A 26403-nucleotide genomic window follows, 5' to 3' on the forward strand; every position below is an offset into this window, starting at 1 on the left:
CGCGTAGCGTTTTGCCTTGGGAATTGCTCTGACAACGCCTCGGTATCGATATCCAGGCAAGATCTCGTCATTCAACCGTCAGCTGCAACGTATCTAACCTGCCTGCCCGACTGTTCTCGAGCCCGTTTCCTGCCGCGTGTCGGGCGCTGGCGTCGTGTCGGGCCCTGATGTCTCCGGCCGATGCAGTTCCGCCAGCACCGCAAGGGCGGAAGCCTTGTCCTGGTTCTTCATTGCCGCCTGCAGCGCAGCCAGCGCGGCCTGAACCGCCGGCCACGCCACGACATCGGTCCTGAGGCCGAAGATCTTGGCGATGTCGAGCGTGACGATCTCTTCATTGGCGCCCTGCAGCGTCTCATGCAGCTTCTCGCCGGGCCTGATGCCTGTGAAGCGGATCGGGATATCCGCATAGGGCGTCTTGCCGGCCATGCGGATCATGGTTTCCGCGACTTCGAGAATCGGCACGGGTTTGCCCATGTCCAGCATGTAGATGGCATAGTCGTCCTTGCCGTCACGCGACTGTGCGTCGGCGGCCGCCATGATGACCAGGTCGACAGCTTCCGCCACCGTCATGAAATACCGCGTCATGCGTCGATCGGTAATCGTGACCGGGCCGCCGGCTTCGATCTGTGCCTGGAAGATGGTCGCCACCGAACCGTTGGAGCCAAACACGTTGCCGAACCGCACGGCTATGAACTTGGTGCCAGAACGGCGCCCGTCGGGCGCGACTGCGTGGCTTTCATGCAGGGAACTGACGAGCTGCTCGGCCGCTCTCTTGGTGATGCCAAGCACCGAGGTCGGATCCACGGCCTTGTCGCTCGAGATGAGCAGGAACTGCGGAACGCCACATTTGGCGGCAACCTCAGCGCAGACAAGCGTGCCGAAAACATTGGTCTGAATGGCCGATTCCCAGTTCTCCTCGAGCAGCGGAACGTGCTTGAGCGCCGCGGCATGAAAGATGATGTCCGGTTTGAATTCCGTGACGACACGCGTCATCTGACGCCGGTCCGCGACATCGACAATGCGGACCTTGAGGCGATCGTGGTCCTTCTCGTCGACATACTGGCTCAACTGGAAGATGCCGAACTCGGAATTGTCGGCGACGAGCACCGCCCCTGCCCCCAGCTCCAGTGACCGCTTGACCAGCGTGCGGCCGATAGACCCGGCGCCTCCCGTCACCAGGACGCGCCTGCCGCCGACAAAGGCACCAATGCGTTCGATATCGGACGGCACCGTCGGGCGGCGCAGGATCGTTTCCATCTCGACTTCGTCGAGAACGATCTTTCCCTCCTGCCCCAGTTGCGAAAGCCGCGAGAACTGTACGACGGCTATGCCGCCATGGCGGGCGACACGCACAAGCTCGGAATATTCCTCGATTTCATGCTCGACGCCGCTGCCGAAAATAAGCAGGTCGATGCTTTTGGTACCGGCGGCGTAGTCCTCCAGAACATCGATCAGGCGCGGCCGCGACGCCACCACGGGAACACCTTGAATCCGTGTGCCCAACGGTGCACCGCGCTCGGTCGCCATGATGCCGGCGATGGAATAGTCGGCCGGCTCCGCCGTGCGCGTGAAGCGGATGATCAGGTCGGCCTCGCCAAGCCGACCGACGAACAGCGCCCGCTTGGCCTGCGTTTTATTGCCCTTCTGGGTGAGGATGCCCCAGCTCGCGCCGTCGCGAAGGAATCGGTAGAACAGCCGAGGCGCCGATATGATGGTGAAGGAAACGAGGAAGAAGACGATGAATTGGCGCTCATTGAGGCCGGCCACGGGCTGGAAGAGGCGAGACATCAGCGAGACGCCGTAAAGCACGACCGTCAGAATCCCACAGCTCTTCAAAATGTTGAAAAAGTCCGGGGTCGAGGCAAAGCGCCAGATCGTCGTGTAGAGGCCACAATATCTGAACAGCAGGTGGCTGATGAGAATGACCCCCGCCCAGGTGACAAAGCCTTCGTAGGAGAATGCATCGAACGAAAGGTCTGACCTGGAGAGGACGAGACTAAGTGCCACCGCGACCAGGACCATGGCCATATCCTGGACCATGATGAAGGCGCGCCGCATCTTCGGCCGACTTCCGGATACGGCTTTTACATAGGAAGTCATTGGCCAGTACTATACTCCGGGCAGAGGACTTGAACATTACAGCCTCGAGCGATCGAATGACATCCCTCATCGATCGCTCGTTCCGTAGCTCTGTCCTCAGCCCCCGCTGCAATCATCGCATAGCGTGGAGTTGCGGCCATCGCCAGAGTTTTTTTGGGCTGAGCGTCAGACGCCTCATACCGCCGTGCATCGATGACCAGCTTTTCGGTCTGAAACACAGATCGTGCAGGGTGAAGACGATGAGCCACGCGATCAATCACATGGAATCGGCGGAGGATTTGCGCGGATCCGCAAATCCTGCGCAGTCGCCACCATCGACCAGATCCAAGGAAGCAGACGCATCCCCATGTCCAGGGCAATGAAAGGGATTATCTCGGTCGTCAGCTCCGAAGTGAAGTCAGATGCCCTGCGTCCTCGCTGCCGACTTGCCTGTTAGAGAGGCGGTCAAATGGCGAGCCGTCTGCTTTTCCGTGCTCTGCGGTTAAACGATTTCGCGAAGACGCTCGTCGTCGATAGAAAAGTTCGGATTGTGAAATGGATCTTTCGTTAGATATGCATGCCCCCAACGCTCCGTGAAGATGTCGCGTTCGCGTTTCCGCGTGAACTCAATACTCGCGTCTGCGAGAATTTCTCTCACGGAGGGAGATTCCACATGCAGGAGAACAGCCGAGGGTGTCCAAGCTATGTCGTAACCACGTTCGCGCACCCGCAGGCAAAGGTCGACATCTTGTATGTACGTCGCGAAGGTTTCATCAAATCCATTCAGATCCTCGAAAACATCGCGCTTAATCATCTGGCATGCCCCTGTCGTGCAGCTGACGTTGCGCGGTGCAGACAGCAGCCCGCAATAATCCTCTTCTGGCAATGCAGCATGCCTGAAGGTGTGGCCACAAATCCCATCGAAGCCGAGAAACATACCGGCATGCTGCACCCGTTCATTCGGGTAAAGCAGCAACGCTCCAGCCATTGCAATGCGTTCGCTTTCAAGCGGCCGCAACAATTCACCCACCCAATCTTCCGTGACAGGCACGATGTCATCATTCAGGAAGAGGAGGGTATTCCCCTTCGCGTTCCTGGCGCCAAGGTTGCTCTGGGCAGAGAAATTAAACGGCTGCGGAAATTCTAAAAATTTGACTTTTGTATTTTTTGAAAGAAGCCGATGTCTCTCAATCGCCAGCGGATTATCCGTGTTGTTGGCAACAATGATGACGTCCTCAATGAAACTGTTTTTCTGGTTGAGGATGCCATTCACCAGCTGAAAGAGAAGCTGTCCTTTGTTCCGCGTACAGATGACGACCGACACCGACGGTATCCGCTCCTCCTCCGACTTGCTCACGCCATGTTTTTTGGCGCCGGGAAAGCGATAACGGAACGGTTCCGACAACGCCAAAGGCGCCGAGACCGCTTCTTCCCCAGGAAGACAAATGACGGGAAACGGCAAATGCCCGTATTTTTGAAATTTCTTCGCCTCGTATGCTTTTCCGAGCACGCCAAGAGCCAGGTCATAGGGCGTTTTGACCTCCGCATTCGCGGATTCTTGCTTTATTGCAGAGATGGAGATCAAGAACCGGGAATGAAAATAATCCTTATTCAAAGCAAGTATCGGATTTACGCCCGGCAAAAAAATTGGAAGGACCTTGTCATTCGATCGCTGCCACATATCGAATAACAACAGGTCCTTGTCGTCGCTCAGCCCATAAGCAAGCACAGCGGAGAACTTATCGGACACTTCGTCGCCGGCCTTCAGGAAGAGAACGTAGGTACGCCCGCCTGAAATTTTCTCTGCAAGTTCCTTGGCAGAAGAGTAGCACTCCAGCTTCTTGGAAGCGGACTCCCCCAGCATTACCGGCTGAATGTCGACCAACTCATGGGAACCAGCGGCTCGAATAGAGGTCAGCGTGGCCTCAACGCAGCTATCTTGCTCCTGTTCACTCTGGCCCGGCGTAAGGACGATCGCCACATAAACGGTGATCAAAGCCTGCAATTCTCCCGCATCGTCCGGGACGGCCGAATGGATATGATCCAAATAAGCTGACCATGTTGCGGCAGGCAGACGATATCGATCATCAAGCGCGAACTTGAGCGACCCCGATCGGACATCACCAGCTGCAGCGGATGCCATATCGGGCGTATCAGGAGCCGGCGCCACGCTCTGTTCCGCAAGCGGTGTCAAATCGACAGCGGCAGCGAGCGCGGTCTCGAGTGCATCAGGAGCCGGCGACTCAATCGGTTCAGCAGGCGGTGTCAGACCGACAAAAGCTGACGCGCGCGCCAAAGCCGCACTGCCGCGCACGAAGTATGGCCTTGCGTTGCGGATCATGAACTGACGAAGACCTTCCAGAATGCGCTTCTCCAGACTGCGCCTTTGGTCATGCGAAATGCGCGAATGAAACATTCGCCGTGCGACCTTATGCGTTCTTATCCCCCATGGTTTCGCCCTCAATTATGAGCGATCCCGATCGTATATCAACAGCGGCAGCGGACGCGCACATCTGTCAAACCAACAAAAGCTGATTTCGGGCGCGCTGTCACGCCCCCACATTCCACCCGCTCGATACGCGCGCGCCGTGCCGCCTTATGAGTTCCAAATCAGGCGGCATTTGGAGCTTCAACAGTTTGTCGCCTATGCACGAAATAGCCTATGGCCTGAAGAGCTCGAACAATCCGTGCTTGAAGTTGTCGTAGGCGAACTTCCGGGACGAAAGTTGCCTGGCGCCTTCCTGCCGGCGCACCACCGCCGAGCGATCCGCGAGGATCGACATAACCCGGTTCGCGAATCCCTCGCAGTCGCCGACATCGACCAAATCCAGGGAGGCCGATGCATCCTCCATCTCCAAGGTAATGAGAGGGATGTTCGTTGCAACCACCGGCACGCCCAAGTGCAGCGCCTCGGTTATCTGGGTTGGAAAGTTCCCTTCCATTTCAGATGTAAACAGCAGACAGAGCGCGTTCTTGTACAAATATCCGAGTTCCGCGTCCGTCAGCTCCGAAAGCGAAATCAGATGCTCACCCGCCCCGGCTGCCGCCTGGCCTGTCAAGGGCGTGGTCAAAATCCCAACGAGCTGATCCTTGCCTCCGGCCGCCTTCAGCCGTTCGTTGACGATCGCCACGGTCTTTGCGAAATCTGCGAGCCGCTTTGAGGGCCGGTTCCTCGTGGGGTAAAATACATAGTGCGCGGGCAGCGCTCCAAACCGATCGAGGGATTCCACGCTGCTTGCACCGTCATTCAGGAACGGCAAGGGAATGTGGGCGATAGTCTCGGGCCTTGGCGCCAAGGCGGTCTTGGGCAGATAAGACGCGGTGAACGCGGAGTTCGTCAAAATGCGGCGGGCCTTGGCGACCATCTTTTTGCCGATCATGGCCGATTGCCGTGTAGCCCCCATCTCAGCCGATCCCTGGTAGAAATGAGGCATGTAGTCGGGAAGATACAGAACAACATTCTTACCATTCAGATGGGCAAGCTCAGGGAACATGTAATAATGTGAGATCAGTACATGCGCGATGTTCGGGTCTGCATTTATCAAATCGACATATTTGGCGCGCGGTATGGTTCCGTTCGCGAGTCTTATATTATTTACTTTCTGCTCCACCTTGGCCAAAATCTTGAAAATTGCCAACAATGCCGTGGATGCCAGCGCGCGCGGCATCTTCCTGAAATCTCTCGTTCGGTAGAGCGTCCTGAGATGATCGAGGTTGGCGGAGAATGGCCGCGTCCTTGCAAGCTGGCGAAGGCGGCCTAGCGCCTTCATGGCGTTTCCTCCACCGGCAACCTCTTCTTCCACAACCATGATCCTCAGATCGCGCCCGGCGGCGGAACTGAGGAAGCCATGAACGCGGCCGATGTCCTGCTTGCGGCTCGTGACGACAATCTTGAAACCAAGATCGCTTAACGCACGAATGATTTGACGGACAACGCGCGCGATCCCCTCTGAGCAGTGGTATTCGCCATTGTGGCGAACGACCAGCGGACCGAAACCGTGGAAGGCTACAAGAACAGTTTCAGCGGCAGGCGCTTCCACCTTCACGGTAGGCGTATAAATCAATTCCTGTGCCCGGTTCGATCCTGCTTCACCAAGCGCCATCTCTATCGCCCGGTCGAATACGGGCCACACAAATTCCGGCTGGTAGAGTTTGCGTACCTCGGCCTGGCTTTCGATCAGTTCGCGGGAGAGAGCGTGGTCACCCTTCCTCAACTGCTCCGACCGCCTCACCAGATCTTCAATGCTGTCCGTCCTGCCGGGCGCGTCGGCGGGGAAATACCGGCTGAGCAAAGATTCCTTTTTGAAAAGCACCGGACCGCCAAGCGTCATGAATTCTATCGGCGGCAGATAGCAGACGGTCGGCTCCTCATAGTGATAGGCAAAGCCACGCATCTCTGCGAATCGTCTCAGGAACTCGGGACGCTCGACGGTGCCAATCACCTGTTCATCCCGGACGGGCACGTTCTGCGCACCGAAGATCCTGTAACCTTTGGCAGGGAAATAGTGCTTAAGGTGACGGTAGTTGGCGGAGTAATAAGGGATGTCCGCCGCTCTTGGACATAGCAACCCCATCTCTGCCGTCGTCGCCCCGACATCCCATGTATCGCGCAGATCGACGACGTCCTGCGTAAGGCAATAGGGAACGATCGTCATGCGCGATCGCAGCCAATCGTCCTCTATGTCGGCAACCTTTTCGGAGTGCGGCATGAACCAGAAATCGTCCCGCTCTGTGACAAGCGGCAGCCCTCCAATATTGATGAGCTCATCCGACAGACTGTAGGGCTGACCATAGGTGCGATAGATGACCCGGCCACGGTAGGCTTTCAGGAAATGTACCAGCCATAGCGGGTTGATGGTAACGATAGCCGCATCGAAATATGCATTCAGAATCTCAGCTGCTTCCGGCGGAACCTCATCGTAGAAGAAGTTGGTCCTCTCCAGGATCTCCAGTGCCTCTTTGGGCAGGCTGGAAGCTGATGGAGCCCAATCGTAGACAGCGGACTGATCATAAACGTCGCTCAGATAGGGCGGATTGAACACCTCGTAGCCCAGCGCCCGCAGGTGAGGAAGTTCGGTCTGCGACAGCACCTTGTGCATGCCCAGCCAAAAAATTCGTTTCTTCTTGATCATCCGCTCGATCATCCGCTTTCCGGCCCCCGGAAGGCTGTGTCTGGTATTGCAGTGCACCATCGCTTGTCAAATGAGAGATCGGAAGCTTGGCCGGCTTCGGTCGCCAAGTGTGATATCGACCTTCGCGCTCATCGCGGACGATGTTGCAATGGAGTTCGACTCTGCTATGCGAAAGGAAGTGCCGGCGATAGGCATGAAAAGTCGGCGGCAACCCTGATATGACAGCAGAAGTGCTCGCTACCTGCACCGCACGCAGTTCATTATACCCAGATCGTAAATGAAAATCGCAATCGACGCACGCAACCTAGTGCCTGGCCTCACGGGTATCGGAAGATATGTCGTCGAGATGACGCGGGAGCTCGTCGCGGCCGGACACCGGCCAATTCTCTATCTGCCGGAGCCGCCGGCCAAGGCACTTGGCGAATTGGTTGGAGCCGACATGCGCGTCGCGGCTTTTCCAGGCGCTCTCGCTCGCATGATCTGGTCGCAAACGGCACTACCACGCGCTGCGGTCAACGACGCGGTCGACATCTTTTGGGGTCCCGCCCACAGGCTCCCCTTCCGTCTACCGGCGCCGATGCCGCGGGTGGTCACCATTCATGATCTGGTCTGGGCCTATGCGCCCGAAACCATGCGTTGGCAGACATGGGGCGCGGAGCGCGCCTTTGTCGGCTCGGCAGTGCGCCGGGCTGACGCAATTGTCGTTGACTCCAATTCAACGAAGGGGGCGCTCCGTGAGAGATACCCTGGCCTGGAAGCTCCCGTGACAACGATCTATCCCGGTTACACCCACCTCGTGCCGGGCGATATTGCGGCCGTGCGCACGCGTTTTGGAATTGACCGGCCCTATCTGCTGTTTGTGGGGACCCTTGAGCCACGCAAGAACCTCATTCGCCTCTTGGAGGCCTGGGCCGGCCTCGGCCCGGAGGTCCGCTCCGGACATCTGCTGGTTATCGCCGGAGGACAGGGTTGGCGCCTCGGCGATCTCCGATCTCGCCTGACGGATCTCGGCATTTCCGATCAAGTGCGGCTCACCGGGTACCTGGATGACACCGATCTGGCATCGCTCTATGCTGGGGCCCGGGCGCTTACGATGCCGTCGCTCTATGAAGGGTTCGGCTTGCCCATTCTGGAGGCAAACGGTTTTGGGGTACCGGTTCTGACCTCCAACGTCTCTTCAATGCCCGAAGTTGCCGGCGAAGGCGCCCTGCTGGTCGATCCGCTGTCAGTGAGCGACCTCACCGCAAAGCTGAAGCAACTGCTTACCGACGATCGCGACCTTGCACGACGGGCCGCGGTCGCCAAGGCCAATGCGGCGCGTTTCGACTGGCATCTCAGCGCAAAGCGTTTGATCGCGGTTTTCGACCAGGCCATTGCCAAGCGGAAAAGCCGCTGACATGCGCGTCCTCCATTTTTTCAAGACGTACTGGCCTGACACGTTCGGCGGCATGGAACGAGCGATCCATGCGATCGCCTGTGGAACGTCGAAACTGGGCGTTGAGCCAACGGTGCTTTCACTCAGCCGCAAGCCGGACGAGAACAGCGTCTTCTTCGACGGGCATTGGGCCTACAAGGCACGGCTCGATCTGGAGATCGCCTCGACGGGTTTTTCGCTTGGCGCCTTCAAGCGCTTCGGCGAACTGGCGGCGCAAGCCGACATCATTCACTATCACTTCCCCTGGCCCTTCATGGACCTGGTTCATTTCGGCATGCGGGTGCGAAAGCCGACCGTGGTCACCTATCAGTCTGACATAGTCAAGCAGAGCATGCTCCTGCAGGTCTATCGTCCGCTGATGCACCTCTTCCTCAACAGCGTTGACCGCATTGTCGTGGCCTCGCCCAATTATCTGGAAACGAGCGCTGTCCTGCGAGGACGGCGTGCCAAGACAGTCGTCATTCCGAACGGCCTGGATGCGAAGACTTATCCGGCTCCCCCCGAAGCACGGCTGCAACAATGGCGCGCGCGGTTTCCCGGCAGGTTTTTCCTGTTCACCGGTGTGCTGCGTTATTACAAAGGCCTGCATGTGCTGATCGAGGCGGCGCGCCTGAGCGGCTATCCGGTGGTTATCGTCGGTTCAGGTCCGATGGAGCAGGCCCTGCACGCGCAAGCTGACGCAAGCCGGCTGTCGAATGTGCATTTCGTCGGTGCGCTCGAAGAAGAAGACAAGATCGCGCTTCTGACCCTGTGCAGCGGAGTCGTCTTCCCGTCCCATCTGCGCTCGGAAGCTTTCGGGTTGTCTCTTGTCGAGGCAGCGATGTTCGGCAAACCGATGATCTCCTGCGAGATCGGCACGGGCACGAGCTTTGTCAACCTGGACAAGGTGACGGGATTGGTCGTCCCACCCGCCGATGCGCCGGCCCTGGCCGCCGCCATGGCTCAGATGTGGAACGACACGGACATGGCGCAACGCTTCGGGCAAAATGCAGTAGAGCGATACGAGAGCCTGTTCACGTCCGAGAAAATGGCAATCTCCTATATGAATCTCTACCGGGATCTCATCACGAATATCTAATACTTCCTCGGCAACAGCAAATAAGTCCCACGTCACCGGGCCTTTTACGTCACGCGGCCAAAGCGATAGCCAAGCTTCTTCTCGACCATTATATTAATCAGGACTAATCATCGAATCGATTTCCGGGTGGCCTCTTCCCATAGGCGCGATATCCCAGGCCCTTTTCGCTTGTCATCTTCCGTTTGCAGCGAGTAGGAAGTGAGCTACGACGGGTTGGGTTGCGGCATGGACAATTGCGAAATTGTATTCGATTTGAGATGCCTGCAAGACCCTTCCTATAAGGATCGCGGCGTCGGCAAGCTGTCGGCGAATCTGGTCAGGGCTGTCGGCCACCTTCGCGAAAGAGTTGATGTGTCGACTGTAGGGCTGGTTGATCCCGCCTTGCCACCGCTTGAGGATCGTTTCCTACATCTCGTCGATCAGGTTCGCAGCAACGCCTATCTAGGCGCCAAAGCATGTTCGACGGTGTTCTTCGAACTGTCCCCTATGACCCATGACCCTTTCTTCCTGGGTCGCATCGTGAACGACCCCGACATTCTCAAGCTCGCGATTGTCTACGACTTCATCCCGCTCATGAAGCCGGAACGTTACCTGCCGACGGCTTCCAATCGCCTCGACTATCACACCCAGCTCATTTGGCTTTCTCGCTACGATCATTTCTTTCCCATCTCGCAGCATACATCCGACGAACTCCGGCGCATTCTCGGCGTAAGCCCGATGCGCATTACGAAGACCGGGGCGCCGATAGACAGCGCGTTCGAGCGCGCCGACACTTCCGGGCGGCGGGAAAGACTTTCCAAGCGCTATGTTCTTGCCTGCGGCGGAGCCGAACCGCGCAAGAATGTCGAGTGCCCTATCCTCGCTCACGCCGGAAGTGCCGTGATGCAAGACGCCGGCATTCAGCTCGTGGTCACCGGGAATTACCCGCCGATTTGGCAGACAATCTTGCGCGACCTGTACACCGGCAATGGCGGCAGGTCCGAGCTTCTTGTTTTCCCGGGTTTTGTCGACGAAGACGAACTCGTATCGATCTACCGTGGCGCGCTCTGCACGGTCGTTGCAACGTACATGGAAGGGTTCTCGATTCCGGTCGTCGAGGCAATGGCGGCTGGCTCACCGGTAATCGCGTCTTCCATCCCTGCTCACAGGGAACTGATCGAGCGCGACGATTTGACGTTTTCTCCAGACAGCGCCGAGGAACTCAGACAGAAGCTCGAAGCGATTGCCGTCGATCAAGCGGAGCGCGGCAAGATTATCCAGGATCAGTCGACACGGTGGCAGCGGTTTCGGGCCGACCAAATCGCGGGGGAGTTCTGGTCGACGGTGGGCGATTTGGTGGCGCGTCGCCATCCGAAGCCCACCGGCATCCTCAGAGGCGCGCGACCACAAATTGCATTCCTCAGTCCGATGCCGCCTGACCAATCCGGTGTCGCTGACTATTCCGCCGCAACAATCAGGGAACTGGGCAAACTGGCCGATGTCCATGTGTTCTCGAAACATGCGCCTGTAACCACACCTGATGGAGCAGCATCGGCGCAGCAGATCACCACCCTTCCGTGCTTGTCTTCGGGCTTTGATCGAGTGGTCGGGGTGGTGGGGAACTCATATTTTCATCTGGAGGTGTTCCAGCTGCTTGAACGGTATGGCGGAGCTTGCATCGAGCACGACAATCGCCTCCTCGGCTTCTACGGAAGTCTGCTCGGTTCGCCGCGCGCTTGCGCGGTTGCGGAGCGTGAACTCGGACGATCCGTGACTGCGCAAGAGGTCGGCTCCTGGCTGCAAGATGAATCGAGGCTTCCAGCAACGTTTCTCGGCGAAATCGCCGAGTGGGCTTCGCCGATGTTCGTGCACTCGCGCGTGACGGCTCGGATCGTTCAAGAGCGCTTTTCCAAAATGGCGATCTATCTGCCCTTTTCGATCTATCGGCAGTGGGAGACCGATCCCACCGATCGACGGCTAAAATCAGCCGCCAGACTGAGGCTCGGCATCGCCAAAAAAGAATTTGCGATCATATCGCTTGGTTTTGTCCACTCCAATAAAGCGGCCGAGGAGTGCATTTGGGCCGTTGATCTTCTGCGCAGCTGGGGCATTCCCGCAAAACTGTATTTTGTTGGCGGATTTGCATCGGATGAAGGTCCGTTCAGGGATTTGGTTTCCAACGTCGGCTTGGCAGATCATGTCGTGTTCTCAGCCGACTTTGTCGGCGAGGCGCAATATCGAGACTATCTGCTTGCAGCCGACGCCGCCGTTCAGCTGAGAACCCACTTCTTCGGAGGCTTGTCCGGTGCGCTGCTCGACTGCATCGCCGTTGGGCTGCCCACCGTCGCAAACGAGGACTTGGCGCTGGCAATGGAGGGGCCGACATTTGTCTCTACCGTGCCGGATCACCCTAGCCCCGTTCTCATCGCGGAAGCGCTGGCCAAGATCAGCCGGAAAGGTGCCAGTCGGTCCCAATTCGACGATGAGCGGCGACATTACTGCGACGTTCATAGTTTCAAAAACTATGCGCAGCAGCTGTGCGAGGGGCTAGGATTCTGAGACTGTCGCCAAAGACCGTAAAGAGAAGCGAATTGTCACGAGCCCCAATCTTTGTCGATCTGACCGAGCTGACGGCCCATCCGTTGCGCACGGGTATCCAGCGGGTGGAACGCGAGATCTTGCGCCGCTGGAGCGGTCCGCGGCCGCTCGTCCCGTGTCGGTTCGACTCGGAGAAATTGGGTTTTTGCGCGCTCCCGGACGCGGTGGTGGAAATACTCACCAGTGACAGCGAGCACTCGGTCGAGGACGAAACAGAACGACTTCTGCCACATCTCCAAAAGGGCACCTCGATTTCCACGACCGATCTGAAAGCCGGACTGCACAACCCCGAGGTGTTTTTCGATCCGCAACGTGCCGAAGCATACCGGGCTCTGTGCCATGAGGACACCGCCTCGGTCAGTTGGCTGGTATACGATTTCCTGCCCTATCTTCATCCGCAGGACTGGGAGCCGCGCACGACAGGGCGACTGATGCACTATCTGCGCGCGCTTCGCGAAATACCGCGCGCTGCGTTTATCAGTGAACAGACCCGCCGCGAGTACGTGCATCGCGTCATACGAAAGGTTGGTCGCGCAGGTCCCGCGATCCCGCTGGGCGGCGATGGCGTAGCGATGTCCCGGCAAACGTTCGACGCCCAAAAGCGAATGTTCACATATGTCGGGACAATCGAGCCCAGGAAAAACGTTGCCGATATTCTCGAGGCCTTTGAGCTGCTTTGGCAGCAAGATATCGACGTCGAATTGACCGTCATTGGTCGGATAGAAAGCCGATCGACGCGCGAGCCTGTGATCCTGGAACGCCTCAAGGCCGAACCGCGCTTCAGATATCTGGGGCATGCAAGCGATGATGCGATCAGGCAAACCCTGGAAAAAACGCGAGCAACCCTGTTCGTCAGTTCACTGGAGGGCTTTGGCATTCCGCCCTATGAAAGCCTGGCAAGCGGCATTCCGGTCATTGCATCCGCAAACCTGCCCAGCCTCGACGTGCTGCCACCAGGCGGCCGTGTCATCCTCGACGAGATAAGCCCCACCGCGATTGCCAGCGCGGTGCATCAACTGCTTGACGATCCGTTCGCGGAAAGGCTTTGGGGTGAGGTGACGAGACTGCGAATACCGACTTGGGACGGGTTTGTGCACAAACTTGCATCGTGGCTGCACGGCGCAGGCTAGAGCAGTTCACCGCTTCACGGAAACAGCGAATCGCTCCAAGTCCTTGTTTTGACGCAACTCCCCAGGGAAAGCGCTGTCCACTTTTCCCGAGAAAGCCGTTTCACGCTTTTGCTGAAATTGCTCTAACGGCCTCGCGGCGGGTTTGACGCTATCGTCAGAGCTAGCGCTTCCAAGCTCCTCACGAGTTGAGCCTGCTCTTGTCGCAATGCCTGGATGTCATCCGAGCGTGCATGATTTTCCAGGCTCCTCGCGAGCTGGGCCTGCTCCTGTCGCAGCGCCTGGATGTCATCCGAGCGTGCATGATTTTCCAAGCTCCTCGCAAGCTCATATGAGCGATCGAGGTGTTCCTGGACGGGTCGCAACAGAAATGTTCTGGTCCGCCACATCACTGGACGCACGAAAGGCCTGAAAAGAGCCTTGTAGACGGCGAGAGCGCCCTTCTTCACGGTTGAGCGCAGGCGACCTGGAGCAGGGCTGGAGGGCGGCTCAGAACTAGCCTGTGAAACCATGGAACTCTCCATAGGAGTGACATCAATCGCATTATCACGACCGACAGCATGATGAAACCGGCGTAAAAGCCTCGCCAATGGCAGAACGCTCCCCAAGGCACGCGGCGCCGCCTCATCACGAAGTTCAAGGACGAGGCGATCGTAACGTGCGGCAAGCGAGGTCGCCGAAGCACGTGAATGACGCTCCTGCTCCAGCTGTCCGGACAGGGCTGCAATATCGGCCGCCTGACGCCTGCCGTCCTCCTCCGCCCGCTCGCGTTCTTGCTCCAGTTGCTTGGACAGAGCTGCCGCGTGGGTCGTCAGGCGTATGCCCTCGGCTCCGGCCTGCCGCTGTTCTTGCTCCAGTTGCGCAGACAGGGCCGCCGCTTGGGCTGTCAGGCGCTTGCGTTCGGCCTCCGCCTGCTTTTGTTCCCGCGCAAGGCGTTTGGTCAGAGCCGCTGCGTGGACTGTCAGACGCTGGCTTTCTGCCTTCACCTGCTCGATTGCCGCCGTGAGCTCAACCGATCGTTTTTGAATTTCCGCGCTCTCTTGGCGTTGGGCTTCGCATTCCGCGGAAAATTGATCTCGCTGCGCAATGATCTCACTGCGTTCGGCCGTCAGTTGTTCCACGGCTACGCTCGAATGCCATTGTTCGAATGTAACATGGCCATCGAGAACGTTTACCGGCACATGGAAGTGGCGGAGCAGCTCTTTGCTCTCGGCCCTCACATAAAAGACATTGATGCCGTCGAAGTACGCACGCAAGAACCCGCTCGCGAGCAGAACTGGCTCCCAACTCTGATTGACGAGCTCGTTCGACCACGGCGCAGTTGCTTCGATCACCAGAACCAGCGGTCGAATCAAGCTCCAGTCTGTCGCTCCAATGATTGCAGCTTCCGACCCTTCCGCATCGATCTTGAGAAAGTTGATCTCTTGTCCAATGGCATGCTGGGCGACGAGACCGTCGAGCGTCACAGCCCGAACTCGAAGCATCTCCCCTTCGCCGTCCGCCGTGACCGGCTCTTCGGCCACTTTGGACATGCCGGGATCGGATCGATTCTGGAAGAAACCGACTTCACCGTCCTGATCCGTGACCACGGCCTTTACATTCGTGTCACGCGATCGCTCCCGCGCCAACTCGTCGAAAACCGCTCCCGGTTCGACGTTTATGCCGGACCATCCGCGATCGTAGAAAGTTTTGGTGACGGATCCTATGGTCGGGTGATAGGCGCCGATGTCGATATAGAAACCTGTCGCGGCGTCCTTGAAAACGCGCTCGAGCAGAACGTCTTCACAATTTTGCGCGTAGCTGATCATTGCGGGCGCTGCCGGCGGGGTTGCGTCGGCGCCCATGGTTTTTCCGTGCATTTCATTCGAATCGAAAAAGCTCCATTGGGCCCCGCAGCCCCGTTGTTTTCTAACTTAGCTGAAGCCGTTTGACATCAGCGGGAAACTCGCAACCGAGGCAGGTCTGCAGCCCCTCTTTGTTGGACCGTCCATCAGCACACCTGCGGTCGGCTGCGCTTTGCTGGTCGCATGCTGCCGTGTCCGAAAATTGTCGAACTGTTTGCTGAAAACGGGACATCGGCTAAAAACCTGCCGATGGATCAGGATCGTCCTCTCTTGCGCGGTTTCGCGATCTGCACGGCGCCACGGTCGGGCAGCAATTTCCTGTCACAACTGCTTTCCAGTACCGGCCAACTCGGCCGTCCGCTGGAATATTTCAACGGCCCGGGACGACGCTATTTCGACGATCCGGACTACCCCGACGACAGGGGCATGCAGATCGACAGAATCCTGACCATGGGCGCCACGTCCAACGGGATCTACGGGCTGAAGATCTTCGCGCATCAGTACGACTGGATCGAAGGCCAAACCCAATGGACCTCGATGCTTCCGAACCTGCGATTCATATTCCTGCGCAGGCGCGATATGCTGGGCCAGGCGATGTCCTGGGCGCGGGCTTTGCAGACCGGCCAGTATCGGCATGGGCAAACGTCGACGGGTGAAGCGGAATTTGATGGTGAGGCAATTTTGGGCCGTCTTCGCGCGATCGCGACCGAATATGCCCGGTGGGAAATGTATTTCGCCAGAAACGAGATAGCAGCGCTTCACTTCGTCTACGAGGAGATCGTTGATGCTCCGCAGCAGGCAATCGATAGGGTAGCCGGGCTCTTCGACCTGCATCCTGTGCACATCGATTCGCGTCAGGTCGGCGTCATTGTGCAGCGTGACGAAATCACCGAAAGCTGGCGTAAGCGCTTTGTCGAGGAATTCGGCGATCCGAATAGCGTTGATAAGTTATAGAGTTGGTCGTGGCGCCGTGCGCCGTGGACTGCCTGAGCGGACAGTTCGTCGTAGGGAGCCTGCAGATCCATGACCTTCGAACAGCCGCTGACGGTCCTGATCGCCAACATTTATCTGACAGGCCGCTCGGGAACCGAGATCGTCACCCGGGAAGTCGCCTTCGCCCTCATGCGCGCCGGGCACAGGCCGATCGTCTATGCGCCCGGGCTGGGACCGATCGCGGAAGAGATTCAGGCTCGCGGCATACCTGTCACCGACGACATCTCGACCATCGCCGCAGACATTGACATCATCCACGGCAATCACACCCAGGTTACTGCGATCGCCACGGCGCGCTTTCCGAATGCCCCGGCCGTTTACTTCGCACACGATTTCGTCGCCTGGCACAGCGCCCCGCCGCTTCTCGCCAACATCCGCAAATACGTTGCCGTCGACGACACGGTTGCCGAGCGGCTGCAGTTCGAAGCCGGCATTCCGGCAGACCGTATCGTCACGCTGCTCAATGCTGTCGACACCGACCGTTTCGTCCCCGGGCCGCCGCTGCCGGAGCGTCCACGCCGAGCCCTGGCTTTTGCCAAGAACACGCAGCATTTGCACGCGGTGCGCGCCGCCTGCGCGGAGCGCGGCATTGAGCTCGATGTGATAGGAGCCTCCATCGGCAGCATCGCGAGCGAACCCGAAACCCTGCTGCCGCAATATGACCTCGTGTTCGCGTCTGCGCTAAGCGCCCTTGAAGCCATGGCATGCGGACGCGCAGTCATCGTCTGCGACGGCCGCGGCCTTGCCGGAATGGCTCGTTCCGACACTTGGGATGGATGGCGGCGGCGCAACTTCGGACTGCGGGTGCTGCAACAGCGCCTGTCGACCGAGGCGGTCGCAGCCGAGATCGACCGCTACGATGCCGTCGATGCGGCGGAAATCTCGAGCAGAACCCGCCAAGAGGCAGGCATGTCAAAGTGGCTGAACACTTGCCTGTCGCTCTATCGCGAAGCACTGAGCCAACACCGCGCCGCGCCTGCGGACAAGGACGAATTGAACCTGTCGCTGGCGCGTCACATGCAGACCTGGCTGCCGAAGCCCGGGCCGATATGGCCGTGGATGACGGAGCGTGAGGATCTGCTGGCGCAGCTGGCTCGCATGCGGGCCGAGTTGGAGCAGGCCGAGATGATGACGCAGGCCGCGTTGGAACAGGCCAAGCTGGCGCAGGCCGAGCTGGCGCAAGCCGAACCGGAACAAGCCGGGCCGGAACAGGGTGCGCTGCAACCGGTCGAGGCGAGCAAGGTGTTATCGTTCGCCAAGGCCGACGATCCCCAAAGATTTGTGCGCCTGACGGGATTCTCCGCGGTTGAACATTGGGGAGTCTGGACTGACGGCGACCTGGCGACAGTCGAATTCAAAATGTCCTCCACGGCTGCGCCGACCTGGTTAAGACTGGGTTTGGTGGCTTTTCTTCATGAGAACCATCCGGAAGTGTCCGCTGAGCTCTTCATCAACGGAATCTCGATTGAACGACGGGTGTTTGGGTCGACCACTCCCGGCGTACCGCTTTTCCTTCAGCAAGACTGGCAGGTGGCGTTGCCGCCCGACGCTGCACTGGCCCGCAGTCTCTCCGTTGGTCTGCGGATTGAGAACCCGGCAAGTCCGCTGGAGGTGGGGCTGTCAGACGATCGGCGGCGGCTTGGATTGGGGCTATGCCTGATCGAACTTGGCGAATGAGGTCCTGACCTTCGGCCAGGACGCTCGTTCGGGATTCAGATCGCCAGTCGCCTGGCTAGCGGCTCGACGTGTTCCTTGAAGCGAAGCACCGTCTTGTAGTAGCCGCTTTTCACTCGCTCCGTGCCCCAACGCTCATAGGCCGGCGGCTGCTCGGAACATTCTGAAATGTCCAGGTGGTAGTCGACCGGGGTGAGGTGTTCCACGCTGAAGCTCGTAAGACCATGCGCAGCGCGCAGACGGTCGGCCTCCTCGGTCAATTCCGGATAATTGTCGACGGCCCTGAGCTTGCGCTCGAAGGCGCCGGCGTCGAGATGAAGCTCTATTCCCTCCCGTGTGGCGGTTTGGCGCCGCAGTACAACCGCCTCGAGCGGAAATTCGAGATTGGGCAGATCGCGGCCATTTCGGTCGCGCAGCCGCGCCAGCGCTGCGTTGACGAGCAGCCGACAGACGTCATGCCCCGGATTGAACCCCTCGACCGCGTCGGCAGCGACATAGTCGATCGCCTCATCGGCGAGGATCTCGGCTATTTCGTCAACGAGCACCCTGAACGTCTCCACTTCGCCGGCCAGAATGGCCCGGTAGAGATCGCGGTCCGCCATCCTGCCGAAGAACGTTGCCGCTGGACGCGCGCCGGCGCCGGCCAGCACTTCGGCCGTGCGGTCGAGCCGGCCGGCATCGAGATGCCCCGAGCCGTCTGTCAGCACCAGGACCAGAGGCTTGCTGGTCTCCATCCAATGATGGACCCGCAATTCATGCCCCGGATGAGCAACGATCAATGCAGCCTTCCTGCTGCGCCACCAGCCTTGCTCGCTGCTAGCCATGAGACGCCGGTTCCGGCGGTAGGCTCGAGGCGGCGGCAACGGTGAATGCATCCCGTGCGGGCATTGCCTGGATCTCCATTATTTCTCCGTACATTTCATTCGAATCGTACGAGTTCCAGCGACCGCATGACTATTGATTGCTATTGTCGATCTCAACCGAGATCGTTCTACCTCCATTCGAAAAACTATCAACCGAAATAAGCTGGCAGAACCTCATTGGGGGGACCGTCCATCCGCACTCGACCATGTTCCATCCACAGGATGCGGTTGCAATTCTTTTGCAGCAGCTCGCGTGAGTGGCTGGCAAGCACAAGTATCTTGGTCGTCTCCACAATCTCGCGCAGCCGCCTGTCGGCCTTTTGCTTGAAGTCCTCGTCCCCGGTCGAAAGCCATTCGTCCATGACGAGTATTTCCGGCCGGATCGCCGTGGATGTCGAGAAAGCCAGGCGAAGCTGCATGCCCGACGAGTAGGTCCGGAACGGCATGTCAAGAAAATCACCCAGTCCGGTGAACTCGGCAATCCCATCGAACTGCTCGCGCAATTCGATCGGCCGCATGCCCATCATCGCTGCCCGCAGCCTGATGTTTTCGCGGCCCGTTGCTTCCGGGTCGATACCCAGAGAGATGTTGATAAGGGATACGCATTCGCCGTCGATCACCGCCGATCCGCTCGTCGGCTTGTAGATGCCCGACAGCACGCGCAGCAGTGTCGTCTTGCCGGAACCATTGTGGCCGACGAGGCCGATCCGGTCCCCCTCGTTCACAGAAAAGCTCACATCCTCCAGTCCGCGCACGATGACATGACCATCAACCCGACGGTCGATCGCACCTCCTGTGGCGACGCTCAGCACCCTGTTCTTGAGAGAGCGGCTTGCCGCGTTGAAGACCGGAAATTCGACCGAGACACCGGTCAGTATGATTGAGGTCATAGCAGGGATCATAGCCAATAGGGGATGCGATGACGATAACGGCCGAACAGCAACAGGGCGACCGTCCAGCCAATGATCGCAAACACGATGCACGCCATCCAGCTCGTCGCGGACGCAAGCTCGCCCAGCAGCGGGTCGCGCACGACGCTGATGAGGTGGTAGAAGGGATTGAGATCCAGCAACAGCCGCGAAATGCCCCCGGGCAGCGTTCGTGCCATCCACATCACCGGGGTCAGGTACATGATGACCTGCAGGAGATTCTGCATGACCTGCGTCATGTCGCGATAGCGGGCGCATAAGACACCCAGGATCACCATGATCCAGAGCAAATTGAGCGACAAGATGACAAAGCCCGGCAGCGCCAGGAAAACGTGCCATGTCGGCACGCGCCAGAAGACCAGGAGAACGAGAGGATAGATGAGGATGTTGTGGCCGAGAATGATGGCGTTGCGGTAGAGCGTGCGCAGTACGTGCGTGAACAATGGCATGCGCACCTGAAGGATGATGCCTTCGGCACCGATAAAGGTGGTGCACCCCTCGTTGATCGACGACGAAATGTACCCCCAGAAGATCAAGCTGACGCAGATGTAGGGCAGAAACTCCTGCATCGGCGCACGGAAGAGCGTGCCGAAGACGAGCCCAAGCGCGCTGATCAGGACGCCCATATTGATGGTCAGCCAAAACGCTCCGACCCGTGAACGCCGATATCGCTGGGCCACGTCCTGCCAGCTGAAAGTTGTCGCCAGGTGGTGTTTCTTCAGCGAGGCTCTTATGTCGGCGAAAGCCTCTGCGAGGACGCCTGTCTCAGTCGGCAGCATATGTCGAGATATCCCGATCGTGTGTTCTGCCCAGGCCCGGCGGTGTGCGACAGGTTCGATACATTATTGCCTCCAGGACATCAAGTTGATGGCTTTATCAAACTGATTGAGCAAAGCGCGCGATTCGCGGCGAAATTGCACGACGCATTCAATGGAAGGCTTCTTACGAAATCGTCGGGAGAGGCTACAAGTGGCCGGCGCAGAAGGAAAAAGACTATGGTATCTCGCGTCAGAGGCTGGATCGAAAGGCGGGCACGCGCACGCTTGCAGGGCCTCCCGATCTACTTCCAGCATATCCCGAAAACGGCCGGCGTTTCTGTCAGGACGTGGCTGCATTCCCACTACGGCGACAACCTCTGCCCGGCTTGGCTTGCGGACGATTTGGTGATGTGTCCACCGGAAACGCTTCGCGACTACCAGGCATTCGCCGGCCACTTCCATAGCTATCTCAAGCCCTATCTTGGTCGCGACGTCGTGACGGTGACTGTCTTGCGGGAGCCCGTCGCCAGGACGCGCTCGCACTGGCACCACGTTCGCCGGGCGCGTGAGCACCCGCATCATCTCAGGGTATTGGGCCAAACGTTCACCGACTTCGTGATGGACGATCTTAATCGGGTTATGATCGAGGAATATCAGGCTCGCTACCTTGTGAAACTGCCGCTCAGCCTGGCGGTGCTCGGTAGCCGCTACTCAGAGGCCGATCACGCACTGTTCGCCCTCTCCGAGGCGCTGGAGCAAACGTCACTGCCTCTGCTTAAGCCGGAGCTGCTGGAGGGGGCCAGGGCAGTGCTCAAGGGTATGGCGGTCGTCGGAGTGACCGAGCGCCTTCACGACTTCCTTGTCCGGGTCGCGGAAGTGGCAGATATCCCTCCACCCATTGCGGCGGAAGTACCTCGTGCGAACGGCACCGAACGCGACGACGCCGAGGAACTGCCGGAGGAAGCGCTTCGGAGACTGCGAGACCTCACGCGAGTTGACCAGGAACTCTATGATGCGGCCATTTGACTCCCCATGCCAGGCCTCATCATCTGATCACGACGCGGACGCGGCGCTGGACGGCGCCCAGAGCAGCGCTTGTAAAAAGCACGCGCTCTCCAACTGCCGATCTAGATTATCTCTATCTCGGGGAACGGGAAAATAAACCGCCCGCCGTCGGCGAGATATTCGCGCTCACGACGCAGGATACCGTCCTTGAAATGCCAAGGCAGGACCAGAAAATAGTCCGGCTTCATCGCACGCGCTTCGGCTTCAGAAATGATCGGTATGTGCGTCCCAGGGGTCATGCGGCCAAACTTCTCCGGATTGACTTCGGCGATGGCCGGGATTTCGGCTGACGTGAAGTTGCAGAATTGCAGGACGACATTGCCTTTGGTCGAGGCGCCGTAGCCCAGCACTTTCTTGCCGTCGGCCACGAGTGTCCTGATAAGACGTGACAGGTCGTCCTTGTGCCGGAACACGCGCTCCTCGAAGTCGCGAAAAGGCCGCGGTGTGGACAGGCCCATGCGGTCTTCCTGTTGCAGCAGCCAATCGATGACCGGCTGATCGGATTTGAGACTTGTGTTGCCCTTATGGGTGGCCGTGACAGCGAAACTGCCGCCGTTGATGTTGTTCATGACAACGTTGACGACCTTGAGACCAGCCGCCTCCAGTATCTTCGCCACGACTCCGAGGGAGTAATACTCGACATGCTCGTGGCAAATCGTGTCATAGGAGTTGAGGCGAAGCATCGACGGCATGTAGCTTTGTTCGAAATGCCAGATGCCGTCTTCGGCGAGGACCTCGGCCACCTGACGCGCAAAGGCGATGGGATCCTCAAGATCATAGAACATCGCAATGGATGTCACGATCTTGGCGCGCTTTTGTGAGATGCCACGATAGGCTTCGGCCGAGAAAAAGTCCGGCACCAGTTTCACATCGTCCGGATAATACTGCGCAAACTTCTTGCCCGTCGGATCGATGCCTATGCGCGTCAACCCTGCGGTCGAATAGGCCTTGAGGGTCGTGCAATCGTTGCTACCGATGTCGAGAACGACGTCACCGCCGCGTGGCGAGGCCAGCCTCTCCAGGAAGCGAACCTTGTGCGTCAGATGATCGACCATCGACTGGTTCAGACCCGAGCGATAGCCGTAATTGTCGCCGTACATTTCGCTCGGCTCATAGGAATGTCTCAACTGCAGAAGTCCGCTGGAGGCAGACCAGACCAGTTCGAGCGGCCCTTTGGTCACAGGTTCAGACGCCGATTTGGGAAACACCCCGGTGAGCGCCTGCTCGCCGAGATTGAGCACGGAGACCAGATCCTTGGCCTTGCCGACACGGCAGGTCTCGATGGCGTGATACCTTACCTCGTTCATGAATTCTGACTCTCAATTTGTTGGTGAAAGGGCATTGATTGCAGTTCTCTAAGCTTGGGCCACCCGTGCGCGGCAATCCTTCAGAACCGCGGCAAGGGCCTCCTCGAAGGGATGCTCCGGCACCCAGCCAAGACGCGTTCGGGCGCGGGTTGCATCCCCCACAATAGACGGCAGATCACTCGGTCGCAGCCGCAGCGGATCTTGTTCGGTGACGATCTTGACACTGCTTTGCGCCAGGAGCTGGTCCAAAATATCTCCCATCCGCCATGAGATGCCGGATGCAACATTGAAGATGGTGTTTGGCTGGAGACCATCGCTGTTCAAGGCGACGTGCGCATAAGCACTGGCGACGTCTCGCGCGTCCAGGAAATCCCGCTCCGCGTCAAGATTGCCGACGCGAATGACGGGCGGGGCCAGGCCTGCTTCAATCCGCGCGATCTGCATGGCGAAGGCAGGTACGGCAAAGGCCTCGGTTTGCCCTGGTCCGGTGTGATTGAAGGGGCGCAGACGAATGCATTTAAGGCCGTGACGGGAAAGCGCACCCAATGCGAGGTCGGCCGCGGCCTTGGTCACGGCATAATCGTCCATCGGCGCAAGCAGCGCATTTTCATCAAGCGGCCGGCCAGCTTTCGCGCTCTCGCCATAGACCAGGCCCGATCCGACGTAGAGCAGCCAACATCCCGGCGCCTCGTCAAGAATGGAATGGGCCACGTTGAGCGCGCCCTGGACGTGGATGCGCCAGGTGTTTTCAGGATCAGCCTGGGCGGCGCCAAGCGCGGCGACGGCCGCCAGGTGGACAACATGGGTCGGCTTGTGACGGGCAATCGCCTCATGAACGGCGGCCTTGTCCGTCACGTCGAGCGCTGCGATTTGACCGAACACGGGATGCGGTCCTGCATCCTTGGAGGTCGCAATAATCGTCAGGTCGCGACCGCAGATGCTGTGCAACGCTTCATAGACATAGGGACCGACAAAGCCCCGTGCGCCCGTGATCAAAACTCGCATGCCGACCTCGCTAACCGCACCTCAAAGGTGTTGGTCACGTCTTACACGCTCAAGATCGGCTTCGACCATCTCGATGACGAGTTCCTTGAGGCTCGTCTTTGCCTCCCAGCCCAATTTCTCCTTGGCCTTGGTCGGATTGCCATGCAGGACTTCAACTTCCGCAGGCCGCAGGAAGCGTTCGTCGATGGAGACGTGATCCTCCATATTGAGACCGGCATGTTCGAAGGCGAGCTTGCAGAAGTCCCGAACGGAGACGGTCTTGCCCGTGGCGACCACATAGTCGCTTGCCGTGTCTTGCTGCACCATCAGCCACATGGCTTCGACATAGTCGCGTGCGTGGCCCCAGTCGCGCTTGGCGTCCAAATTGCCGAGCGCCAGCTTGTCCTGCAGTCCAAGCTTAATGCGGGCGACAGCGTCGGTAATCTTGCGGGTGACGAATTCGATGCCGCGCAGGGGCGATTCATGATTGAAGAGAATGCCGCTCGACGCGTGGAGCCCAAAGCTTTCGCGATAATTGACCGTCATCCAATGTGCATAGAGCTTGGCTGCGGCGTAGGGAGAGCGCGGGTAAAAGGGGGTTTTTTCCGACTGGATGGGTTCCTGGATCAGCCCAAACATTTCCGAAGAAGATGCCTGGTAGAAACGGGTTTCAGGACACGTTATCCGCACCGCTTCCAGCACATTGGCGGCGCCAATGCCCGTCACGTTGCCAGTCAAAAGCGGTTGCTGCCAAGACGATTTGACGAAAGATTGCGCGGCAAGATTGTAGACTTCGGCCGGACGAACGTCCTGGAGGACCCGGATGAGACCGGAGAGATCCGTCAGATTGCCGTCGTGAAGCACGATCTTGTCGGCAATTCCAAGCCATTTCAGCCGTGAACCGACCACATCGGCCGAGGCACTGCGCCGCAGAAGGCCGTGGACCTCGTATCCCTTCTCAAGCAGAAACTTCGAGAGATAGGCTCCATCCTGCCCGGTCACGCCGGTGATAAACGCTATTTTGGAAGTCATGATGAACCTGTCTCTACTTTCTTGATCGCCATCTTCAGGAATGCAAACCATCTGCCCGATAACAGAAACATATCCAGATCGGGATGTTGCCTGGGCAACCTTACAAGTTACGTGCGTCCGTAAACATCATCGAACCGCACAATATCGTCTTCGCCAAGATATTCCCCGCTTTGCACTTCGATCATGACGAGCGGAAGAATGCCGGGATTTTCGAGGCGGTGCTTGTGGCCGCAAGGGATATAGGTGGACTGGTTGGTCGCCAGCAGGATTTCACTCTGGCCATTGACGACCTTCGCGGTCCCGCTCACCACCACCCAGTGCTCGGAGCGGTGATGATGCGCCTGAAGGCTCAGGCGCGCGTTCGGTTTCACCTCGATCCGCTTGATCTTGAAGCGCGGACCTTCCTCCAGGACGGTGTAGGTACCCCAAGGGCGATGCACGGTGCGATGCACGGTTGCCGACTCATGCCCCTCCGCCTTGAGGCGGTTGTAGAGGTCCTTGACTTCCTGCGCCTTGTCCTTGTGGGCAATAAGAAGCGCATCCGGCGTGTCGACGATCAACAGATCCGAAACGCCGACAAGACCGACAAGCCGGTCTTCGCTGTGCACGTAACAGTTGGTCACGCCATGGAGTATTGTCTCGCCGATCGTGCGGTTGCCGTTGTCGTCGGCGGGAACAAGCTTCGACAAAACGGTCCAGGAGCCGATGTCGGACCAATCGAAACTGCAGGGCACGAAACCCACGTTCTTTGCTTTCTCCATGACCGCATAGTCGATGGAAACAGCAGGAACAGCCGCGAAACCATCCTTGTCTATCTCAACAGTGGTGCGGTCCGCGGCCTCGCTTGTCCTGGCCGCCTCAAGCGCCGTGCGCGCATTGGACAACACATCCGGACACAGTTCCTGCATCGCGGCGATCATGGAGCGGGCCGCAAAACAGAACATGCCCGAATTCCAGAAGAACCGACCGCTGGCGATGAATTGGGCCGCTCGTTCCGCATTCGGCTTTTCCACGAACCGAAGGACCGTATCTCCCTCGGCCTCGATATAGCCAAACCCCGTTTCAGGGCTTTCTGCCTTCATGCCAAACGTGACGATCCGTCCCGTGGCCGCGATCGCCGCCGCCTTCGCCACGGCCGCGCCAAAGCCTGCTTCGTCCATGATCAGGTGATCCGCAGGCAGCACAACCAGAACCGCGTCTGGATTGTCGCGGGCGACCTGCAACGCAGCGAGCGCGACCGCGGCTGCCGTGTCACGGCCGAAAGGCTCCAGCAGGAACGTGTTCCTTACACCTGGCGCCGCCACCTCCGCATACTCGTCCGCCGTCAGGAACAGCAGATCGCGATTGGTGACCGTCACAATTTGATCAACGCCTGCAAGTCCGGCTGCGCGGGCGTAGGTCCTGCGAATGAGGGTCCCGCCTCCCGGCAAGGGGATGAACGGCTTGGGGTGCAAGGCACGCGAAATAGGCCAGAGGCGGGAACCGACACCGCCACTTATGATGACAGGAACGATATTGGTCAAACT

At 58.7% G+C, this 26403-nt stretch carries 18 protein-coding genes; 7 read left to right on the forward strand and 11 right to left on the reverse strand.

The window, feature by feature from the left end; all coding sequences use genetic code 11:
- Positions 1 to 93: 93 nt before the first annotated feature.
- The 3 genes from AC1DX4_RS06820 to AC1DX4_RS06830 form a co-directional block, all read right to left on the reverse strand.
- A complete protein-coding gene (locus tag AC1DX4_RS06820) occupies positions 94 to 2100 on the reverse strand; it encodes an SDR family NAD(P)-dependent oxidoreductase (protein ID WP_477219581.1) in 2007 nt (668 codons plus the stop codon).
- 481 nt (positions 2101 to 2581) lie between these two features.
- Positions 2582 to 4495 (reverse strand): glycosyltransferase family 2 protein, encoded by a 1914-nt coding sequence (locus AC1DX4_RS06825; protein ID WP_477219582.1) that lies wholly within the window; start codon positions 4493 to 4495, stop codon positions 2582 to 2584.
- Positions 4496 to 4739: 244 nt separating this feature from the next.
- Complete coding sequence (locus tag AC1DX4_RS06830) at positions 4740 to 7223, reverse strand: glycosyltransferase (RefSeq protein WP_477219583.1); 2484 nt, start codon at positions 7221 to 7223, stop codon at positions 4740 to 4742.
- Between the two features lie 265 nt (positions 7224 to 7488).
- On the opposite strand from AC1DX4_RS06830, the gene AC1DX4_RS06835 reads away from it, so the two are divergent.
- The 4 genes from AC1DX4_RS06835 to AC1DX4_RS06850 all read left to right on the forward strand — a co-directional run bounded on the left by AC1DX4_RS06835 (position 7489) and on the right by AC1DX4_RS06850 (position 13431).
- The gene (locus tag AC1DX4_RS06835; RefSeq protein WP_477219584.1) at positions 7489 to 8607 is read left to right on the forward strand and encodes a glycosyltransferase family 4 protein; all 1119 of its coding nucleotides are present in this window, start codon (positions 7489 to 7491) and stop codon (positions 8605 to 8607) included.
- Between the two features lies 1 nt (position 8608).
- Positions 8609 to 9724, forward strand: coding sequence for a glycosyltransferase (locus AC1DX4_RS06840; protein WP_477219585.1), 1116 nt, complete (start codon positions 8609 to 8611; stop codon positions 9722 to 9724).
- Between the two features lie 198 nt (positions 9725 to 9922).
- Positions 9923 to 12262, forward strand: a complete 2340-nt coding sequence (locus tag AC1DX4_RS06845; RefSeq protein ID WP_477219586.1) for a glycosyltransferase — start codon at positions 9923 to 9925, stop codon at positions 12260 to 12262.
- A 32-nt stretch (positions 12263 to 12294) separates the two neighbouring features.
- A complete protein-coding gene (locus AC1DX4_RS06850) occupies positions 12295 to 13431 on the forward strand; it encodes a glycosyltransferase (RefSeq protein ID WP_477219587.1) in 1137 nt (378 codons plus the stop codon).
- A 122-nt stretch (positions 13432 to 13553) separates the two neighbouring features.
- Here AC1DX4_RS06850 and AC1DX4_RS06855 read toward each other — a convergent pair whose 3' ends face one another.
- Positions 13554 to 15272: an FkbM family methyltransferase gene (locus AC1DX4_RS06855; RefSeq protein WP_477219588.1), complete on the reverse strand. Its 1719-nt coding sequence runs from the start codon at positions 15270 to 15272 to the stop codon at positions 13554 to 13556.
- A gap of 183 nt (positions 15273 to 15455) precedes the next feature.
- Here AC1DX4_RS06855 and AC1DX4_RS06860 point away from each other — a divergent pair, with 183 nt between their 5' ends.
- Both AC1DX4_RS06860 and AC1DX4_RS06865 read left to right on the forward strand, forming a co-directional pair.
- Positions 15456 to 16226: a Stf0 family sulfotransferase gene (locus tag AC1DX4_RS06860; RefSeq protein ID WP_477219589.1), complete on the forward strand. Its 771-nt coding sequence runs from the start codon at positions 15456 to 15458 to the stop codon at positions 16224 to 16226.
- Between the two features lie 69 nt (positions 16227 to 16295).
- A complete protein-coding gene (locus AC1DX4_RS06865; RefSeq protein WP_477219590.1) occupies positions 16296 to 17942 on the forward strand; it encodes a glycosyltransferase family 4 protein in 1647 nt (548 codons plus the stop codon).
- 35 nt (positions 17943 to 17977) lie between these two features.
- Here the strand turns inward: AC1DX4_RS06865 and AC1DX4_RS06870 are convergent, their stop codons facing one another.
- The 3 genes from AC1DX4_RS06870 to AC1DX4_RS06880 all read right to left on the reverse strand — a co-directional run bounded on the left by AC1DX4_RS06870 (position 17978) and on the right by AC1DX4_RS06880 (position 20510).
- Entirely contained in the window at positions 17978 to 18763 is a 786-nt protein-coding gene (locus AC1DX4_RS06870; RefSeq protein WP_477219591.1) for a hypothetical protein, read from the reverse strand.
- A 188-nt stretch (positions 18764 to 18951) separates the two neighbouring features.
- Complete coding sequence (locus AC1DX4_RS06875; RefSeq protein WP_477219787.1) at positions 18952 to 19692, reverse strand: ABC transporter ATP-binding protein; 741 nt, start codon at positions 19690 to 19692, stop codon at positions 18952 to 18954.
- 8 nt (positions 19693 to 19700) lie between these two features.
- On the reverse strand, positions 19701 to 20510 hold the full coding sequence (locus AC1DX4_RS06880) for an ABC transporter permease (protein WP_477219592.1): 810 nt from the start codon (positions 20508 to 20510) through the stop codon (positions 19701 to 19703).
- Between the two features lie 216 nt (positions 20511 to 20726).
- Between AC1DX4_RS06880 and AC1DX4_RS06885 the strand changes: the two genes are divergently transcribed.
- On the forward strand, positions 20727 to 21515 hold the full coding sequence (locus AC1DX4_RS06885) for a hypothetical protein (protein WP_477219593.1): 789 nt from the start codon (positions 20727 to 20729) through the stop codon (positions 21513 to 21515).
- A 101-nt stretch (positions 21516 to 21616) separates the two neighbouring features.
- Here AC1DX4_RS06885 and AC1DX4_RS06890 read toward each other — a convergent pair whose 3' ends face one another.
- The 4 genes from AC1DX4_RS06890 to AC1DX4_RS06905 all read right to left on the reverse strand — a co-directional run bounded on the left by AC1DX4_RS06890 (position 21617) and on the right by AC1DX4_RS06905 (position 26400).
- Positions 21617 to 22861: a class I SAM-dependent methyltransferase gene (locus AC1DX4_RS06890; RefSeq protein WP_477219594.1), complete on the reverse strand. Its 1245-nt coding sequence runs from the start codon at positions 22859 to 22861 to the stop codon at positions 21617 to 21619.
- A gap of 48 nt (positions 22862 to 22909) precedes the next feature.
- Positions 22910 to 23866: an NAD-dependent epimerase/dehydratase family protein gene (locus AC1DX4_RS06895; RefSeq protein WP_477219595.1), complete on the reverse strand. Its 957-nt coding sequence runs from the start codon at positions 23864 to 23866 to the stop codon at positions 22910 to 22912.
- A 21-nt stretch (positions 23867 to 23887) separates the two neighbouring features.
- Positions 23888 to 24877 carry a GDP-mannose 4,6-dehydratase gene (gmd, locus tag AC1DX4_RS06900; protein WP_477219788.1) on the reverse strand — a complete coding sequence of 330 codons (990 nt, stop codon included), beginning with the start codon at positions 24875 to 24877 and terminating at the stop codon, positions 23888 to 23890.
- A gap of 107 nt (positions 24878 to 24984) precedes the next feature.
- Positions 24985 to 26400, reverse strand: a complete 1416-nt coding sequence (locus tag AC1DX4_RS06905; protein ID WP_477219596.1) for a mannose-1-phosphate guanylyltransferase/mannose-6-phosphate isomerase — start codon at positions 26398 to 26400, stop codon at positions 24985 to 24987.
- Positions 26401 to 26403 lie beyond the last annotated feature (3 nt).

The organism is Mesorhizobium sp. P3_A8 (genome assembly GCF_056402995.1).

Excerpts from the sequence above, each read along its gene's own strand:
- AC1DX4_RS06885 (WP_477219593.1), top strand. The coding sequence starts at position 20,727 with ATGGTATCTCGCGTCAGAGGCTGGATCGAAAGGCGGGCACGCGCACGC.
- AC1DX4_RS06830 (WP_477219583.1), bottom strand. The coding sequence starts at position 7,223 with ATGATCGAGCGGATGATCAAGAAGAAACGAATTTTTTGGCTGGGCATG.
- AC1DX4_RS06825 (WP_477219582.1), bottom strand. The coding sequence starts at position 4,495 with ATGTTTCATTCGCGCATTTCGCATGACCAAAGGCGCAGTCTGGAGAAG.
- AC1DX4_RS06855 (WP_477219588.1), bottom strand. The coding sequence starts at position 15,272 with ATGGGCGCCGACGCAACCCCGCCGGCAGCGCCCGCAATGATCAGCTAC.
- AC1DX4_RS06860 (WP_477219589.1), top strand. The coding sequence starts at position 15,456 with ATGCTGCCGTGTCCGAAAATTGTCGAACTGTTTGCTGAAAACGGGACA.
- AC1DX4_RS06835 (WP_477219584.1), top strand. The coding sequence starts at position 7,489 with ATGAAAATCGCAATCGACGCACGCAACCTAGTGCCTGGCCTCACGGGT.
- AC1DX4_RS06880 (WP_477219592.1), bottom strand. The coding sequence starts at position 20,510 with ATGCTGCCGACTGAGACAGGCGTCCTCGCAGAGGCTTTCGCCGACATA.
- AC1DX4_RS06870 (WP_477219591.1), bottom strand. The coding sequence starts at position 18,763 with ATGGCTAGCAGCGAGCAAGGCTGGTGGCGCAGCAGGAAGGCTGCATTG.
- AC1DX4_RS06865 (WP_477219590.1), top strand. The coding sequence starts at position 16,296 with ATGACCTTCGAACAGCCGCTGACGGTCCTGATCGCCAACATTTATCTG.
- AC1DX4_RS06840 (WP_477219585.1), top strand. The coding sequence starts at position 8,609 with ATGCGCGTCCTCCATTTTTTCAAGACGTACTGGCCTGACACGTTCGGC.
- AC1DX4_RS06890 (WP_477219594.1), bottom strand. The coding sequence starts at position 22,861 with ATGAACGAGGTAAGGTATCACGCCATCGAGACCTGCCGTGTCGGCAAG.
- AC1DX4_RS06875 (WP_477219787.1), bottom strand. The coding sequence starts at position 19,692 with ATGACCTCAATCATACTGACCGGTGTCTCGGTCGAATTTCCGGTCTTC.
- gmd (WP_477219788.1), bottom strand. The coding sequence starts at position 24,877 with ATGACTTCCAAAATAGCGTTTATCACCGGCGTGACCGGGCAGGATGGA.
- AC1DX4_RS06820 (WP_477219581.1), bottom strand. The coding sequence starts at position 2,100 with ATGACTTCCTATGTAAAAGCCGTATCCGGAAGTCGGCCGAAGATGCGG.
- AC1DX4_RS06895 (WP_477219595.1), bottom strand. The coding sequence starts at position 23,866 with ATGCGAGTTTTGATCACGGGCGCACGGGGCTTTGTCGGTCCCTATGTC.